Consider the following 16,099-nt stretch of genomic DNA (forward strand, 5'->3'; position numbering starts at 1 on the left):
TTTTATTTTTGTGAGTATGCAACCACTTCCTGACGTGATTCGCCTAAATAGTCGGCTCCCAATTCGATCACATCACCTGCCTTAAGATAAATCGGCGGATTAAAGCCCAATCCTACACCAGCTGGTGTGCCGGTTGAAATAACATCCCCAGGTAGCAGGGTCATAAACTGCGATACGTAGGAAACCACATGCGCAACCGAAAAGATGAGGTTGCTTGTGTTTCCGTCTTGGTAAGTTTTGCCATTAACCTTCAGCCACAAACGAACATTGTTGATATCTGGAATTTCGTCTGCCGTAGTCATATACGGTCCCATAGGTGCAAATGTGTCGCAACCTTTGCCCTTATCCCACGTACCACCACGCTCTAATTGATATGCGCGCTCAGAAACATCATTATGCAATACATAGCCAGCGATGTAGTTTAATGCCTCACTTTCTTCCACATAAGATGCTTTTTTGCCGATCACGATTCCAAACTCTACTTCCCAGTCTGTCTTCTCAGACCCACGAGGAATAACAATTTGATCGTACGGACCAACCAACGATGTTGATGATTTCATAAAAATGATAGGCTCAGCCGGAATAGCAGCGCCGGTTTCCGCCGCATGATCTTTGTAATTCAGGCCAATACAGACAATTTTAGAAGGGCGAGCAAAAGGAGCACCTAATCGACTTCCCGCAGGTATCTCAATAAGCTTCCCCGCATTGGCCTTTACAAACTCTTCCAATCTTGCCAAACCATTTTCAGCAAAAAACTGCTCGTTGTAATCACCGCCAAAAGCAGATACATCGTAATTTAAACCATCAATCTGAACACCAATATGTTCTTTTCCAGTTTCTCCGAAACGTATTAATTTCATCTTTTTTTGTATTGAGTAGTAGGAGTTTTAGTATTTAGTATTTAGTAAAATAAAAATACTTCAATTAATCTTCCCACTATTTTAAATTTTATCTATTCAACGTTTAAAATCAAAAACTCTTTTCTGTCTCTTGAGTTCTGACTTTTTCAACTTATGACTTCTGACTTATGACTTGTCACTTTTGACTTATCACTTTTGACTTATCACTTTTTAACTTATCACTTGTGACTTATCACTTCTGACTTATCACTGCTGACTTGTCACTGCTGACTTATCACTTTTGACTTGTCACTTTTGACTTGTCACTTTTGACTTGTCACTTCTGACTTGTCACTTTTGAATTTTTACTTTTTAATTTTTACTTTTTAATTTTTACTTTTTACTTTTTACTTTTCAATTATTTAACTTAATGAAGCCGCCATCAATTGGGTAGTCATTCCCCGTGATAAATGCTGCGTCATCCGAACATAGAAACAAAGCCAATTTAGCAATTTCTTCTGGCTTAGCCATCCTGCCTATCGGTTGCGACTGGGACAGTTTTTCGAACATTTCCGCTTCCTGACCGGGATAGTTTTTAGAAATAAAACCATCTACGAATGGCGTGTGAACCCGCGCTGGAGAGATCGAATTAGAGCGGATGTTATCCGCCATGTAATCGCGTGCCACGGACATGCTCATGGCATATATCGCTCCTTTACTCATGGAGTATGCGAAGCGATCGGCAATACCTACTACAGCTGCAATGGAGGCAAGGTTTAGAATAGCACCTCCACCATATTGTTTCATCTGTGGAATAACAGCATGCAACGCGTTGTAAGCACCTTTCACATTCACATTAAAAACACGTTCGAAATCTGCTTCTGCACATTTCTCGATGTTACCAACATGGGCTATCCCGGCGTTGTTTACCAAGATATCCACTCTACCGATAGCGGATACGATCGCTGCCACTTCAGCCTGGTCACTTACGTTACAGCCGTGAATTTCAGCAGAACCGCCCGCGGCAAGAATGTCGGTCACCACGCCCTGCCCAACTTCTGCATTCAAATCTAAGATATGCACCTTGGCACCTTCTTTTGCAAATAGTTCAGAAATAGCACGGCCTATTCCGCTGCCACCGCCCGTAATAATGGCTACTTTGTCTTTTAATTTTGACATATTATTTAATACTTAGCTTTAATACCAAATCATTATCGCTACGCACTCCTTCAGGGAGCTGCACCACGAGCACATTATTTTCAAGCTGATGATACTTAATTTTCGTTTTCCCATCGAATGTGCGAAGAGAGGATACCTTGAATGAAAAATCAGGAATTAAAAAACTGTCTTTTTCCGGGTTCAAGATATGTAAATAAATTGTTTTTCCTTTTTTGGTCACTGCATAATCATCCGTAGGTGTTATAAATCCACCTTCAGTATGATAGATCGTTTCCCCGTAAATCTTTAACCATTCTCCCAACTCACGCAAGCGCTCCTGCTGGTAATCCTGAATTTCACCATTCGGCATCGGTCCTACATTGAGGAGTAGATTAGAGCCATAGCCCGCAGCCTTGACGAGATATGATAATACCTCGCGGAAAGACTTACGTTGCCTGTCCTTGATATCGAAACCCCATGATCCTGCGATGGTCCCACAGACCTCCTTTGGAAGGCTACCCACATCCTTTGCAGCGGTGCCAAACCCTGTTTTGTTCTGTCCGGGGAGATCCCGTTCAAACATTTGAAAATCTTCGCCTTCGAAAGGCGCAAGATGATGATTGTTCCCGATCAAACAATGAGGTTGCAGCTTATGAATTAAAGAATAGATTTCATCATAATGCCACGCTGCCTCTGGCTTATCCCAATGACCATCAAACCAGATACCATCAATGCGCCCGTAATTCGTTAGCAGTTCCGTAAGTTGCGCCTTCATGAACTGTATGTAATTATCCCAGGCTCCATTATCCGCATCTCTCCCTGCTATTCCTTTACCCGTTCTTCCAAAAGGAGCATAATCATCCCGCTTCCAATCCAGTAGAGAATAATAAAACATAATACGAATACCTTCCGCGCGGCACGCTTCAACAAGTTCCTTCACGATATCCCGCTTGAAAGGCGACGCCTTTACCACGTTGTAGTCTGAACCTTGGGAGTTCCACATGGAAAAGCCGTCGTGATGGCGCGTGGTAAAGGTGATATATTTTGCTCCAGCATCCTTAAAGAGCTTCGCCCAGGCTTTCGCATCGAAATCGATAGGATTAAAAAATTTGGGCAGTAAGCCGTATTCGTCGATACCGAGATTCTTATTGTTCATCACCCATTCCCCATCGCCCAACACCGAATAGACACCCCAATGTATAAATACACCAAAGCGGGATTCATCAAACCATTTCCTGTTTTCTACATTCGCCGCTGTCGGCTGATAGGCAGTTTGTGCAAATGCGGTGTTCAGCATGCTGAGCAGCAACGCGAAGATCAATAGCTTTCTCATATCGATAATTTTAGTTTATACAGACTAGACTACAAAGAGACACCCCTTCGCCATGGAATGAAGTCATCCTGTCCGAGCTGGACAGCCTTCGGTTGCACTTCCCCACTTGCCACCGCAATAACATATTCCAATATACGATGCGCAGCTTCCTCGATGGTTTCTTCACCATCGATAATGGTACCACAGTTCAAATCAATGATATCCGGCATCTTCTCAAAAGTTTTTGTATTGGTTGATAACTTGATTACAGGAGCAACGGGATTGCCTGTAGGCGTTCCCAAGCCTGTCGTAAAAAGCACCACGTTAGCGCCCGCAGCGACCTCAGCCGTCGTACTTTCAACGTCGTTTCCTGGCGTACATAACAAGTTTAAACCCGGCAAGTTAGCTAATTCTGGGTAATCTACAACAGCAGTTACTGGTGAGGTTCCACCCTTTTTCGCTGCACCTGCCGATTTAATGGCGTCTGTGATCAACCCATCACGAATGTTTCCGGGCGAAGGATTCATGTAAAAACCCGAACCGTCAGCCTCTGCTTTCGCGTTGTAAGTTTTCATCAGGTGCATAAACTTGTCAGCCGTGGCTTCATCGATGCAACGATCGCTCAGCTCTTGTTCGACGCCACACAACTCTGGAAACTCCGCTAGAATAACAGAACCGCCTAGCGTGATCAGTATATCTGACAAGTAGCCCAAAGCTGGGTTCGCCGATATTCCGGAAAAGCCATCGGAGCCACCACATTCTAATCCGATACAAAGTTTATGCAATGGAGCCGGTTTACGTTTCTGCTCATTGGCGATGCTCAATCCGGCAAAGGTAGCTTTGATCGCCTTCTGCATCAATTCCTGCTCGGTACCCTCCAATTGCTGCTCGAAAACGAAAAGTGGTTTATCAAACTGCGGATCGCGCTTTTTGATTTCATCGCGCAAAATGGAGGCCTGTGCATGCTGACATCCTAAGCTCAAAATGGTGGCACCGGCTACATTAGGATGTGTGACATAGCCTGCCAACAGGCCACAAAGCGCATCGGAATCCATACGTGTGCCTCCACAACCCATATCGTGATTTAGGAACTTTACGCCATCAACATTTGCAAACAATCTGCTTTTGCGAATGTTTGCCTTTGCGGATGACAAATCTACCGCTAAAAGTTCATCGACCGATGCTCCTGATTTATAGCGTGCGATAAGCGCGTCAACCTCATCCGAATAATCTTTAGATTCCACTTGATAGCCCAATTTGTCCTCTAAGGCTGATTTCAGCGTAAGCACATTGCGGTTTTCACAAAAGACCAACGGAATAACTAACCAATGGTTGGCCGTACCGACGGAACCGTTGCTGCGATGAAAGCCGTTGAATGTACGTTCTTTAAATGCAGACACATCTGGCTGGATCCAGGATAGCTTTCTTGTGCCCATCTTGAAATCATCGGAAGCGTGCCGCAAATTTTCTGTTTTAATGACCTCTCCTTGCCCCACTGCCACATTCATTTTGCCCACTAGCACACCATACATAAAAATGGATGCATCTTGAGGCAACGCATGAAGCGTAAATTTGTGTTTTGCAGCAACCGCACTTAACAACGGAAATTGCAGACCTGCAAAATCGATCATAAATCCTGCCGGCAAGTCACGAAGTGCAACCAAAACATTATCCTCTGGATGAATCTGCAAATACGCCAATCGTTCTCTTCTCATTATCTATTATAGCTCAAAAATTTTATCCATCATTACCCACTTTTCCCCAGGCTTTGCCCCCGGAACGGCTTGTTGAAATTTCCACATCAAACGCTCCCATTCCTGCACTTTAGGATTGGCAGCATCCATTGCCGCCTTTCGCTCGAACGTAAATGTATCATCTACATCCATCAGCATAAATAACCGATTTCCAAAACGATATATCTCCATATTAGTCACACCAGCATCTCGAATGGACGCTTGTATTTCAGGCCACACGTTTGCATGGTAATCCTCATATTCGGCTATTAAACGTTGATCATCTACGAGATCAAGAGCCATTGTAAATCTTCTCATACTCTTCTACTTTATATTCATTTCGACGAAAACAGATGGGTCTCTCCCAAACGCTATTAATGTCCTGTAGCAGCCTCGCTAATCGCAGTTTTTCGGTTGTTCCAAGCAAACAAACCGACAACTACAAAACAAATGAGTACCACGTAGTAAGCTATTTGGAAGCTTCCGGTAAAATCCGACAACAAGCCAAGCAGCGGCGGCAAAACCGCGCCACCCACAATAGACATCACGATAAGACTGGATGCCGACTTGGTATCTGCTCCAATACCTTCTACACCTACGGCAAAGATCGTTGGAAACATAATAGACATAAAGAATGCGATAGCAACCAAAGCATACAAAGTGGCGACACCCGTGCCATAAATCACGACAAAGGTCAATAACGTGGCAAATACTGCATATAACAACAACAATCTGATGGGCGCGATATAACGCATAAAAAAGGTGCCGATAAACCTGCCCAGCATAAACGCTAGGCCAGCGGCACTTGAATAATAACTCGCTTCTGTAGGAGCGATGCCCGCTACATCCGTAGCAAACATGACCAAAAAGCTAAGTACGCAAACTTGTGCGCCGATGTAGAAAAACTGCGCAAGGACGGCCCAACGAACGTTTTTATGGCGCAGGGGATGCAACACACCTCTACCAGCGTCTTTTTCTTCTTTTATCTCTGGTAGTTTCGTAAATACAAACAGTAGCGTTACCGCCAGGATAATGAGTCCTAAAATTAGATACGGACCCTTTACAGAAGCTGTTTCCGTTTGTATATAAGACAGGCGTGCCTGCTCGCTGAGGGCGGCTATCTCATCAGCCGTTTTCGGCTCATTTGTCAAAATAAACTTACCGCCCAGAGTAGGCGCTAAAAAGGCAGCTAGGCCATTGAATGATTGGGCGAAATTAAGCCGCCGTGTAGCTTTCGTCGGATCGCCCAAAACGGTCATGTAGGGGTTTGCTGCAGTCTCCAAGATCGTTAAGCCACAAGCAACAACAAACAAAGCCCCCAAAAAGAAATAGTAATTGATGGTATTTGCAGCTGGCACAAAAAGAAAACAGCCGATGGCGAACAACACAAGCCCCACCACTATACCTACCTTGTAACCAAACCTTTTCATAATGATACCTGCAGGAATAGCTAATAAGAAGTATGCTATAAAAACGGCAGAGTCTACCAAAGAGGCTTGAAAATGTGTGAGACTAAATGCATTGCGCAAATGCGGAATCAGGATAGGATCTAAATTGTGGATAAACCCCCAAAAGAAAAACAGGGATGTTATCAGAACAATGGCTAATGTATATTTTTTGTTTTGTGTCATAAGATTTACATTGGAACTGTAAAGCTAAAATAAATGTCGAGTCGAAAATTGAATTATTTTACCGAATAAATAAACTATTTTATCATATTTGTTCCAGATTTGATCCTTATTATTGAATAAATAAGTTAATGAGCGTTTGCTGGCACAGGCCCGCAGCCCTATGTTAATTTCGTTTTTTAAAATTTTTTAAGCGCTTAAACCATGTATATACAACGACTTAATCATAGCGGTTCCCGAATGGGCGCCCTAACTGTCCGCCATGATCATGCGCCCCAAAATCACAATATCTGGCACTATCATGAGGAACTGGAGTTTATTTACATCAAAAAAGGTAATGGAACCTTTTTTGTGGGAGATTGCATTCAGACTTTCTCAGACAACTTTATGGTTTTAATCGGTCCAAATACACCACATTACTGGCTCTTTGATGAGGAATATGTGCGTGAAGATGCTCCCGAGCGTGCGGACATACATGTCGTACATTTTAATGTTGACTTTTGCGGTGTCGACTTCTTAGATTTACCAGAATCGCGCCTGATAAAAAAGGTCTATAAAAAAGCGGAGCGCGCAATTTCGCTGGATATACAGCATAGCTTCCTGCCTCGCTTTTTCGAAAACCTGCTTCAAAAAAGTCCATTATCACGACTGAGTAGTTTGCTGGAGACTTTATGCGCTATCACCGAATTACCTTCGTTGTTGACACTCGTGAGCGAGGAATATACAAATCCGCAGCAACAGCAAGATTACGGACGCATGAACAAGATCTTTGAACACATTAGGCTACATTACCGCGGCAAGATCCAATTGGAAGAAATTGCACAACTGGCAGGAATGACCTCTAACTCATTTTGTCGCTACTTCAAACAGAAATCTGGAAAAACGTTGATCCAGTTTGTAAACGAGTTTCGCATTGGCCAGGCTTGCAAGATGTTGAGTGATACGCAATACAGTATAAAGGAAGTTTGCTTCGATTGCGGCTTCCGAAATTTCGTCAGTTTTCACAAAATCTTTAAATCTATTATGGCAACAACGCCGTCTAACTACCGCGATAGCGCAAACAAATCCGTTGCTGACCATTTTTAATTTCTTATCATACATCAATGCGGCTACCATCGCCTTTACGGAGATTTGTACAAAGAAATTAAATAAGAAAAATGAAAAATCTATTCTCGGCCATATTTGCGGCCGCACTATTGGTCAATGTTGCTTTTGCACAAGTTAAATGGTCTGTTGATCCGGCCCACACAAACGTACTCTTTTCCGTTAATCATTTAGGAATTTCCATGGTTGATGGTCAATTCAAAAAACTGGAAGGTGCTGTAGAAACAAAATCTGCGGAAGACTTCAGCGGCGCTACGGTAGGCTTTACCATCGACGTAAACAGCATTGATACGCGTATCGAGGCACGCGACGGACATTTGAAAAGCGACGACTTCTTCAATGCCGAAAAATTTCCGACCATTACTTTTAAAAATGCCGTTTTGAAGAAAGCAGGTAAAAGCAAATATACATTGACTGGTGACCTTACCATTCGTGACGTTACAAAAAAAGTAACTTTCGACGTGGTACAAAACAACGGCATCATTACCGACCCTTGGGGCAAAACGCGTGGAGGATTTACAGCAAAAACAACAATCAATCGCTTAGATTTTAATATCAAGTACAATGACAAATTGCCTACGGGCGTAGCAGCGGTAGCAGCAGATGTTGAAATCGTTGTCAATACCGAATTAGTGAAAAACTAAACATAAGTAGTATAAATGCGGGCTACATCAACTTGTGTTGATGTAGCTTTTTTATTTTCAGGCAGATTCCACCGTGCTTCTAAATTCCTGTAGATTCGCTATCTTTGAAAGATGAAAACTTCTCTTTTGTTCATGCTTCTTCTTGCTGTTTCTTTGCAGGGTGCTGGAACCGTATTCGCACAGCAGTCACTCTCGCCAACCGCCTTTACAGATAGCATAACCAGTTCTATTCCGTTGGTTCTTGATGTGCGAACACCAAAAGAGTTTGAACAAGGAACTCTGCCGCGGGCCCAAAATTTCAATTGGAAAAATAGTGAGGAGTTCAAACAAAGTGCCGAAAAGTTAGACAGATCAAGACCTATTTATATCTTTTGCCAAAGCGGGATACGCAGTGCTAGAGCAGCCAGGTACCTACGGGAGCAGGGTTTTGAGGTATTCGAACTTGATGGCGGACTGCAGCAGCTGACAAAAGAAAAAGAACACACTAAACACACGACAGATTAACACCCATGCAAACTATTGTTTTAACTACGGCAGCTATCTTCGGAATCTTAGCCATTATCTTGGGCGCTTTTGGTGCGCATCTTTTCAAAAAGTTCTTGCCCGAGGAAAAACTCAATTCCTTCGAAGTGGGTGTTCGCTATCAGATGTATGCCGCATTGGCGCTGCTCATCGTCGGCTACAACAACGACTTCTCGGAAGCTGCCCAGCAATGGGCTTTCTACGGTATAGCGATAGGAACAGTGTTATTTTCTTTCAGCATCTATGGTCTTTCTTTTGCTTCCCACTGGAAAGTGAACCTTCGGTTTTTAGGCCCTGTAACTCCATTGGGAGGTCTATTGATGATTATCGGTTGGGTTGCTCTACTTGTAAGCTTCTATTAAAAAACCTATATTTGGTACATCTGTGGCAATGATATCTGCCCTTAACCGCCCAAAAAGCTGATGATGTCTACTTAATTTGAATAGTTCATATCTATTGATTAGTGTAGTTTATATAGCATGGCAAACATCATCATTCCCGACAAAAAAAAATTAGTTAAATGGGCTTTATCAATTCTATTGGTCAGTTTTTCTGTAGGTAGCACTTCCGCATTCTTTTTATATGCGCTACAACAAGTAACCTCCCTTCGCGAAACACATCTATGGCTGCTAGCCTTCCTACCGTTGACGGGCGTACTCATTGTATGGTGGTACCAGCAACACGGAGGCTCAGCGCAAAAAGGAAACAACCTCTTATTGGAAGCTTATTATAATCCGCGTGTGGACATTCCTTGGAAAATGGCGCCGATGGTCTTGCTCAGCACATTGGCAACCCACCTGTTTGGTGGATCGGCAGGGCGCGAAGGAACGGCGATTCAATACGGCGGCACAATTGCTAGTCAATGCCGTCGCTGGTTTTCCTGGTCGAGGGAAGAGACCAGAATTTTGCTTTTGTGTGGCATAGCCGCCGGATTTGCTTCTTTATTTGGTACGCCATGGGCCGGCTCCATATTCGCAATTGAGGTGGTGAAAGTCGGTAAAATCAGATGGAAAGCAGTGCTTCCCATCCTAGTGACAGCCCTACTTTCGAATTGGGTCTGTGGTATGTACGGCAACCTACATACTCATTATTCACCTGTACAGGTTGTCCCAGATCTTTCTTTCACCGTCTTTGGCTATCTTATATTGGCCAGCATAGCGTTTGGCCTCGCCGCACAACTATTCATCTTTACCAGCGAAACCTTTCACAACATATTTCAAAAAATAGCCTTTCCTTTGTTGCGTCCGCTCATTGGGGGCTTAGTCGTGCTGCTGATTGTACTCTGCCTGCAAAGTACCAAACATATCGGACTCGGTATACCGACTATCCTCGCATCTTTCGACACACCTCTTCCGCCTACAGATTTCCTGATAAAAATAGTACTGACAGCCATCACATTAAGCGCCGGTTTTAAAGGCGGTGAAGTGACGCCATTGTTCTTTATCGGCGCTACCTTAGGGAATGCGTTAGCACTAGCGATACCCCTTCCTTTAGCGCTTCTCGCTGCAACCGGATTTGTAGCGGTATTTGCAGGCTGTACCAAAACGCCTATCGCCTGTAGTATAATGGCGGTGGAGCTCTTCGGCTGGCATGCTGCTTTATTCTTTACAACAGTCTGCGTCTTAAGCTTTCTAGTTTCAGGAAGGCGTGGGATTTACAGTATGCAAAAAATGCGCAAACCCGAGCGCTTTTTCAGCAAAGTCTTTCGGAGCTAAACGTATTTTATCCACGCTTACATCGCTATCGTACAAGAAACGCTATTACCCGCATCTTGACATAGTAACGAGATCGTATTTATAGGCGGTTAGCAGAGCTTTACCCCACTAAACCTGTGCTAACGCAGGAGACATAGTCCCAGCATAGACCGCAATTTTACGACAGCTATGAAAGATTTTAGTTGTTATTTAAAGTTTGCGTCGGAAAACGGTGCTACATAGCAAAACGAGATATGATCTCATACAACACCAAGTATTAGACATAAAACGCCAGACGCTAAAATTAACTGAAGTTTAGAATTCGGAAAGACAAGGACTTAACTTACCATAACTGAAGACAACTATACCGAAGCTTATAGGCGCTTTAAAATTGAGGTAGTGTCGAATCATCACGGCTATCCAATGCTAGTCCGACAGGTGTACCGTAATCTGTTGTATCAAATATTCTATCAGGAGTAACGTCGCCATTGTCCGTTAACCTAAAACGCAGAATCTTGTTTTTACGATCGGCAACATATATAAATTGTCCACTCGATCGGGCGTCGATGGCTACATCAACTGGTTGGGTCAGCTGTGAGGCTACACCCGTAATGATACGCGATGGGCTAATGCTAGATCCAGAAGCCATACCGCTGAAATTGTCGAAGAGAAGGATTCTCCCCGTACCTAAAGTTGTTCCATCGCCGTGCTCTGCGATAGCCAATATATTTTTCACGGTGTCATAGGTCATGCCATACAAGTTTCTAGCCCCCTCTATCGTCAAAACACGGGTAGGCGCCAAGCTCGCCGTAGAATCTGCTGTATTGACCTGTCTGTTTACAATATTTTCAAACACATAAATACCTGGGGCATCACCCTGTTTACCGACGTAAAGTGTGTTCGCTCTGTAAGCCGATCCCCACATATTCAAATCACCCGTAAAAAACTGCTTCCACGGCCTCCGGTTTTGCGAGATACTGTTTGGCCTGTCAATAACAAAAATTCCGGAACGCTCACCATCAGCGTTGACAACAAACAAAGCATCGCTAGCACGATGATAGGCCAATCCACGCACCTTTTTCAGCCAAGGGCTTGCCATCATACCGCCATTAACCAGTTGCCCGCGCTCCTGCACAGTCGTTACATAGATGGAAGAATCACGTTGTACCTCATTGTTATGGCTAGCCTGGATAATAGATTTTAAAAAAGGGTTAAAGAGGATAACGCCGCCGCCGCGTGCCATAGATAAATGCGCGCTATCCAATTCGAATACTGATGAATCGGCCTTTCTTACAATGCGAATGTTCGTATCCGGAACGCCATCGGTGTTGGTTTGATATTCCTCAAATGAAACGTAAAGTCGTGAGATGTCCGTTATTCTTCCTGAAGGATCGGTATCCTCATCAGAGCAAGATACAGCGAAAAAGGAAATAAGTAAGCATGTTATAATCCAATACTTCATCAGCTGATACAATTGTAAATCTTATCTTAATAGTGCGGTCAAGTTACAATTTTTTTTGCAACAAATAGAGCCCAGATGTTCGGCTAAAATTAAGGGGTTTGTTCGTGTAGTTCGCCTGGAATGGAAGAAATTTAAAACCGCATTTTCGAGTTTTAATATACTGATAGTTGCCGCTACAATAATCTTCATACTTAAATTCCTACGCCTTACTTTCATGTATTTGAAAAATCTTTTATTAAAAACGTGACTATACAATCAACCTCTTTATAAATATATCCACAATATCGAAAAGATACATATTCCTTGCATTATCTAAAGGTTGTTTGAGCAATGCTTGTAAAAATACCCAATTCAAACAAAAGTGCACTTAAAGTTTGTATTTTTCATTCAAGAGCGCTATTTTCACCGCAGGAGTTCTTCCTTACATCATTCTATGTTACCCATACATTAGCATTTATAAGACATATCGGTGTGGATCGAAATGGCGCTTTAAAATATCGGCTTATGCTGTGTCATAAGCTACAGACTGTTCATTTTTGTTGTTTAGTAATCTGGTGAATGCTCAAACGCTCCGTAACAACGGGGCGGCTGAGCCACTGGAGAAAGACCTTTCGAGTTTTGTTGGCGCGCATAAATGTGATTGCATTCCCGTGTAAGCTTTTATTTGCGCTGTTTTAACATCCACCGATATATTTTGCGCTTTTCGTCATAAAGGTATTCTATCCCGTGTCCTGCGTTCTTTAAGCGTGTAAACTTCATATTCCCATTGCACGATTTCAATTGGTCAGCAATTCGCTCTGTCTCACGGATCGGAATTTTGTCATCAGCGGTGCCGTGGAATGTCCAAATCGGAATATTTTTGAGGCTGCAAATTCTCGAAGTATCGCTGTCGTTGACGCCTCCACATAATGCAAGTATAGCAGCAAATTTACCGGGAAAATCCATAGCCACAGTATAGGCTCCATAACCACCCATACTAATTCCGGTTACATACAACCTGTTGGTGTCTATCCGATAGTTTTCTGTTAAATCCATGTGTAAAGAATCGAACCAATTTTCCGTTGACCAATATTTGTCGTCAGGACATTGCGGTGAAGCAATTATAAAGTTGAAGTCTTCACCTTGATCAACCAGCTGTGGCAAACCATAACCCTTCAGTTTTTCCAAATCCTTTCCTTTATGCGAGCCTCCGTGAAGGTATATGACAAGCGGATACTTTTTTAATGTCGCACCATAATCTTTTGGCAAGTACAAAAGATAATCATATTTAACGGAGGCCTTTTGTTGGGCATGTGAATGCGTATAAAATAGGTTAAGTAAGCTTATAAACAAGAGCAGTCTTAGGTTCATCGAAAGGTGCATAAATTTTGTAAAATAGCGTCAGATAGTGACCTAAATGTAGGCAATATTTTGTTAAGTCTGCGGAGAGGGCGGGATATGTTTAGGCCCACAAGCCCCAAACTCAGCCCTAAACGAGAAAAGTTCGAACCCTGCGGGTCCTCATCCCGCGGCTTACCCTTCAAATAACAAAAGTTCAACTTTCGTTGAACTTTTGCTAAGTCTGCGGAGAGGGCGGGATTCGAACCCGCGGTACCGTTTCCAGTACGACAGTTTAGCAAACTGTTCCTTTCGGCCACTCAGGCACCTCTCCTTATTTTTGACTGTGCAAACATAACGCAAAAATTTTATTCTGCAAAGCATTAAAGGGCATTTTTTAACAAAAAAAAATAACGATCTGATTGTCAAATCAATTTTTTTCTACTCCCCTGCCGCCAACGTTTTTTTGTTTACATCGTAATCAATACGCACATGGTAAATGCTTTTCAACATCGATTTAAAGATTTCAGAAACCTCCGTAATATCGCGCATGGTAATGTTCGCATTTATAAATTGACGCTGCGTAATTTTATAATCGATAATCTTGTCCACTAATTTATTAATAGAATCTTCCGAAGGCTCTTTCATCGCACGTGAGGCGGCCTCTACCGAATCCGCCATCATAAGTACCGCTGTTTCTTTTGAGAAGGGCACCGGTCCCGGGTAGCGAAAAATCCCTTCATCTACCAGCTTATCGGGATTGTTTTTTACGAATACATTGTAAAAATAGTCTACACGCGTTGTTCCGTGGTGCGTTCGGATAAAATCTATCACCACTTCAGGCAAGAGATTCTTTTTCCCCATCTCCACCCCTTTATGCACGTGTGAAATAATCACCTGCGCGGACTGTTCAGGGGTGAGCTCTTCATGCGGATTGATCCCAGAGCGTTGGTTTTCAATAAAAAATAGCGGATTCAGCATTTTGCCTATATCATGATACAAGGCACCCGCCCGCACTAAAAGTGGATTGCCCCCAATTTTATAAATCGCGGCTTCGGCCAAGTTGGCCACCTGTAGCGAATGTTGGAAGGTACCCGGAGCTTTCAAGGAAAGTTCACGCAACAAACGCGAATTACTGTTCGTCAGCTCCATCAGTGTAAGGTCAGAGACAATACCGAAAAGGCGCTCAAAAGCATAGATTAATGGATAGGCAAGCAACGTCAGCCCTACACTCACGATAAAAGGTGCGATATCCGCCCAGTATATGCTATTAAATGAACCATTCCGCGTGAGAACAAGCCCTACATAAGCTACAATATAGGTCGCCAAAATGATTAAGGAGGAAACCAAGAATTGCTCCCTCTTCACCAATGTCTTGATACTATAGATAGCTACCATGCCTGCGATGAATTGTAAGAATACAAACTCATAACTATTCGGCACAAAGAGTGCAGCAATAAGTACCATAAGTAAGTGGATATTCAAAGCAACCCGGGTATCAAAAAGTACCCTAAAGATAATCGGAACACTACAATATGGAATATAATACAAACTTGGAATCTTCATCTTGAGCGCCCATGACAGCACACCAAGCATAGACACAATTACAATCATAACAATAAAGACCAATCGGTTATTATTGTATATAGATGACCTGAAAAAGTAAAGAAATACCATCAATAGGGCGATGCACATGGATATCATGACAAACTGCCCAAAGGCCACAAAGTTTTGGTTTCCACTTATGCGCGCCTCGTCTTCAAAGACCTTGCGCAGCGATTCCAATTTTTGATACGTTTCGTTATTTATAATCTTATCCTTTTCTGCAATTAACTCCCCTTTTTGCACTACCCCACGCGTGCTGGAAATATTTGCCAAGGCATTTTGCTCAACCTTGTTGGTTAAATTTTCGTCAAAAACATAGTTGAGGGTGATGTAATTTTTTAATATTTCTGCGAGCCATTCTTTCCGACTTATGCGCCCATTTTTAGCAATTGACTGCTGAATATATTGGTTCGCCGTCTCGATAGTAAAGATATCCGCTGTGTTCTTTTGCTGCGCAATATTTTCGTGTATCAGCGTAAAGTTATACTGACTTTCCGTCTTCTCTACATTACCGCCATTTTCACCCTTATTTTGATAGCGGTTATTGAGCGATACAATACCCCTATTGTACACGTAATTGAGCAGAGCGTTTCCCACACCCTGATAGGTTTCCAGCGTACCCTGCCCCATCGAGTCCATACTACCTATCTGCCACTTCTCGGCGATATCGGTATTAAACTGATCAATCTGCTCCTTACTGGCACTCGCATTCAGCGTGTAAATAGGCTGCACCGTTTTTAAGATCTGTTCCTTATCCCGGATAAGCTCTTCCTGCGTTTTTAGTATGGCAAAATTATAAGGGGAAATAAGGTTATCGTGATTCCAAGCCTTTCCTTTTTGAAATTCGTATCGGAAGCGCGGCTGTTTGGGCAGAAAAATACATATCAGCACAATCGCCAATGCAACTAAGGAAAACTTGACCACAAAGGAATTGTTTTGAGTTTTTTCTCCGCTATAATTTATCTTGAGTTTAGCCACTTAGTATTCGTTTTTTATGTGTTAACGCCGCAATATCGAACAAAGGTACAATTAATGTTCGTATTCACTTAGGCGATTAATTTACGAAATTCCGCAGATAAAT

General features: G+C 42.8%; 14 protein-coding genes, 1 tRNA gene and 1 riboswitch. Of the genes, 5 read left to right on the plus strand and 10 right to left on the minus strand.

What is annotated here, in order from left to right:
• Positions 1–2 precede the first annotated feature (2 nt).
• The 6 genes from DI53_RS00390 to fucP all read right to left on the minus strand — a co-directional run bounded on the left by DI53_RS00390 (position 3) and on the right by fucP (position 6,673).
• The gene (locus DI53_RS00390) at positions 3–860 is read right to left on the minus strand and encodes a fumarylacetoacetate hydrolase family protein (RefSeq protein WP_037494168.1); all 858 of its coding nucleotides are present in this window, start codon (positions 858–860) and stop codon (positions 3–5) included.
• A 393-nt stretch (positions 861–1,253) separates the two neighbouring features.
• Complete coding sequence (locus tag DI53_RS00395) at positions 1,254–2,018, minus strand: SDR family NAD(P)-dependent oxidoreductase (protein ID WP_037494170.1); 765 nt, start codon at positions 2,016–2,018, stop codon at positions 1,254–1,256.
• 1 nt (position 2,019) lies between these two features.
• Positions 2,020–3,330, minus strand: coding sequence for an alpha-L-fucosidase (locus DI53_RS00400; protein ID WP_037494172.1), 1,311 nt, complete (start codon positions 3,328–3,330; stop codon positions 2,020–2,022).
• A gap of 29 nt (positions 3,331–3,359) precedes the next feature.
• Positions 3,360–5,024 (minus strand): UxaA family hydrolase, encoded by a 1,665-nt coding sequence (locus tag DI53_RS00405; RefSeq protein ID WP_037494174.1) that lies wholly within the window; start codon positions 5,022–5,024, stop codon positions 3,360–3,362.
• A 6-nt stretch (positions 5,025–5,030) separates the two neighbouring features.
• On the minus strand, positions 5,031–5,360 hold the full coding sequence (locus DI53_RS00410) for an L-rhamnose mutarotase (RefSeq protein ID WP_037494176.1): 330 nt from the start codon (positions 5,358–5,360) through the stop codon (positions 5,031–5,033).
• Positions 5,361–5,416: 56 nt separating this feature from the next.
• Positions 5,417–6,673 carry an L-fucose:H+ symporter permease gene (gene fucP / locus DI53_RS00415; RefSeq protein ID WP_037494178.1) on the minus strand — a complete coding sequence of 419 codons (1,257 nt, stop codon included), beginning with the start codon at positions 6,671–6,673 and terminating at the stop codon, positions 5,417–5,419.
• A gap of 201 nt (positions 6,674–6,874) precedes the next feature.
• Between fucP and DI53_RS00420 the strand changes: the two genes are divergently transcribed.
• From DI53_RS00420 to DI53_RS00440, 5 genes are all read left to right on the plus strand, one after another.
• The gene (locus tag DI53_RS00420; RefSeq protein WP_037494179.1) at positions 6,875–7,756 is read left to right on the plus strand and encodes an AraC family transcriptional regulator; all 882 of its coding nucleotides are present in this window, start codon (positions 6,875–6,877) and stop codon (positions 7,754–7,756) included.
• 71 nt (positions 7,757–7,827) lie between these two features.
• The gene (locus tag DI53_RS00425) at positions 7,828–8,418 is read left to right on the plus strand and encodes a YceI family protein (RefSeq protein WP_037494181.1); all 591 of its coding nucleotides are present in this window, start codon (positions 7,828–7,830) and stop codon (positions 8,416–8,418) included.
• A 111-nt stretch (positions 8,419–8,529) separates the two neighbouring features.
• Complete coding sequence (locus DI53_RS00430) at positions 8,530–8,922, plus strand: rhodanese-like domain-containing protein (protein WP_037494183.1); 393 nt, start codon at positions 8,530–8,532, stop codon at positions 8,920–8,922.
• A 5-nt stretch (positions 8,923–8,927) separates the two neighbouring features.
• A complete protein-coding gene (locus DI53_RS00435) occupies positions 8,928–9,302 on the plus strand; it encodes a DUF423 domain-containing protein (RefSeq protein ID WP_037494185.1) in 375 nt (124 codons plus the stop codon).
• A 15-nt stretch (positions 9,303–9,317) separates the two neighbouring features.
• Positions 9,318–9,379: riboswitch (Fluoride riboswitch) on the plus strand.
• A 40-nt stretch (positions 9,380–9,419) separates the two neighbouring features.
• A complete protein-coding gene (locus tag DI53_RS00440) occupies positions 9,420–10,655 on the plus strand; it encodes a chloride channel protein (RefSeq protein WP_052071908.1) in 1,236 nt (411 codons plus the stop codon).
• Positions 10,656–11,019: 364 nt separating this feature from the next.
• Here the strand turns inward: DI53_RS00440 and DI53_RS00445 are convergent, their stop codons facing one another.
• The 4 genes from DI53_RS00445 to DI53_RS00460 all read right to left on the minus strand — a co-directional run bounded on the left by DI53_RS00445 (position 11,020) and on the right by DI53_RS00460 (position 15,996).
• Complete coding sequence (locus DI53_RS00445) at positions 11,020–12,096, minus strand: hypothetical protein (protein WP_037494187.1); 1,077 nt, start codon at positions 12,094–12,096, stop codon at positions 11,020–11,022.
• Positions 12,097–12,756: 660 nt separating this feature from the next.
• Positions 12,757–13,446, minus strand: a complete 690-nt coding sequence (locus DI53_RS00450) for a carboxylesterase family protein (RefSeq protein ID WP_117624827.1) — start codon at positions 13,444–13,446, stop codon at positions 12,757–12,759.
• 214 nt (positions 13,447–13,660) lie between these two features.
• Positions 13,661–13,747: transfer RNA gene (locus DI53_RS00455), tRNA-Ser, on the minus strand.
• A gap of 107 nt (positions 13,748–13,854) precedes the next feature.
• Complete coding sequence (locus DI53_RS00460; protein WP_037494191.1) at positions 13,855–15,996, minus strand: HD family phosphohydrolase; 2,142 nt, start codon at positions 15,994–15,996, stop codon at positions 13,855–13,857.
• Positions 15,997–16,099: the final 103 nt, after the last annotated feature.

The sequence above is a fragment of the Sphingobacterium deserti genome, assembly GCF_000757725.1.
In the GTDB taxonomy this organism is placed as follows: domain Bacteria; phylum Bacteroidota; class Bacteroidia; order Sphingobacteriales; family Sphingobacteriaceae; genus Sphingobacterium; species Sphingobacterium deserti.

Coding starts and splice junctions, on each gene's coding strand:
- DI53_RS00390 (WP_037494168.1), bottom strand. CDS start 860: ATGAAATTAATACGTTTCGGAGAAACTGGAAAAGAACATATTGGTGTT.
- DI53_RS00395 (WP_037494170.1), bottom strand. CDS start 2,018: ATGTCAAAATTAAAAGACAAAGTAGCCATTATTACGGGCGGTGGCAGC.
- DI53_RS00400 (WP_037494172.1), bottom strand. CDS start 3,330: ATGAGAAAGCTATTGATCTTCGCGTTGCTGCTCAGCATGCTGAACACC.
- DI53_RS00405 (WP_037494174.1), bottom strand. CDS start 5,024: ATGAGAAGAGAACGATTGGCGTATTTGCAGATTCATCCAGAGGATAAT.
- DI53_RS00410 (WP_037494176.1), bottom strand. CDS start 5,360: ATGAGAAGATTTACAATGGCTCTTGATCTCGTAGATGATCAACGTTTA.
- fucP (WP_037494178.1), bottom strand. CDS start 6,673: ATGACACAAAACAAAAAATATACATTAGCCATTGTTCTGATAACATCC.
- DI53_RS00420 (WP_037494179.1), top strand. CDS start 6,875: ATGTATATACAACGACTTAATCATAGCGGTTCCCGAATGGGCGCCCTA.
- DI53_RS00425 (WP_037494181.1), top strand. CDS start 7,828: ATGAAAAATCTATTCTCGGCCATATTTGCGGCCGCACTATTGGTCAAT.
- DI53_RS00430 (WP_037494183.1), top strand. CDS start 8,530: ATGAAAACTTCTCTTTTGTTCATGCTTCTTCTTGCTGTTTCTTTGCAG.
- DI53_RS00435 (WP_037494185.1), top strand. CDS start 8,928: ATGCAAACTATTGTTTTAACTACGGCAGCTATCTTCGGAATCTTAGCC.
- DI53_RS00440 (WP_052071908.1), top strand. CDS start 9,420: ATGGCAAACATCATCATTCCCGACAAAAAAAAATTAGTTAAATGGGCT.
- DI53_RS00445 (WP_037494187.1), bottom strand. CDS start 12,096: ATGAAGTATTGGATTATAACATGCTTACTTATTTCCTTTTTCGCTGTA.
- DI53_RS00450 (WP_117624827.1), bottom strand. CDS start 13,446: ATGAACCTAAGACTGCTCTTGTTTATAAGCTTACTTAACCTATTTTAT.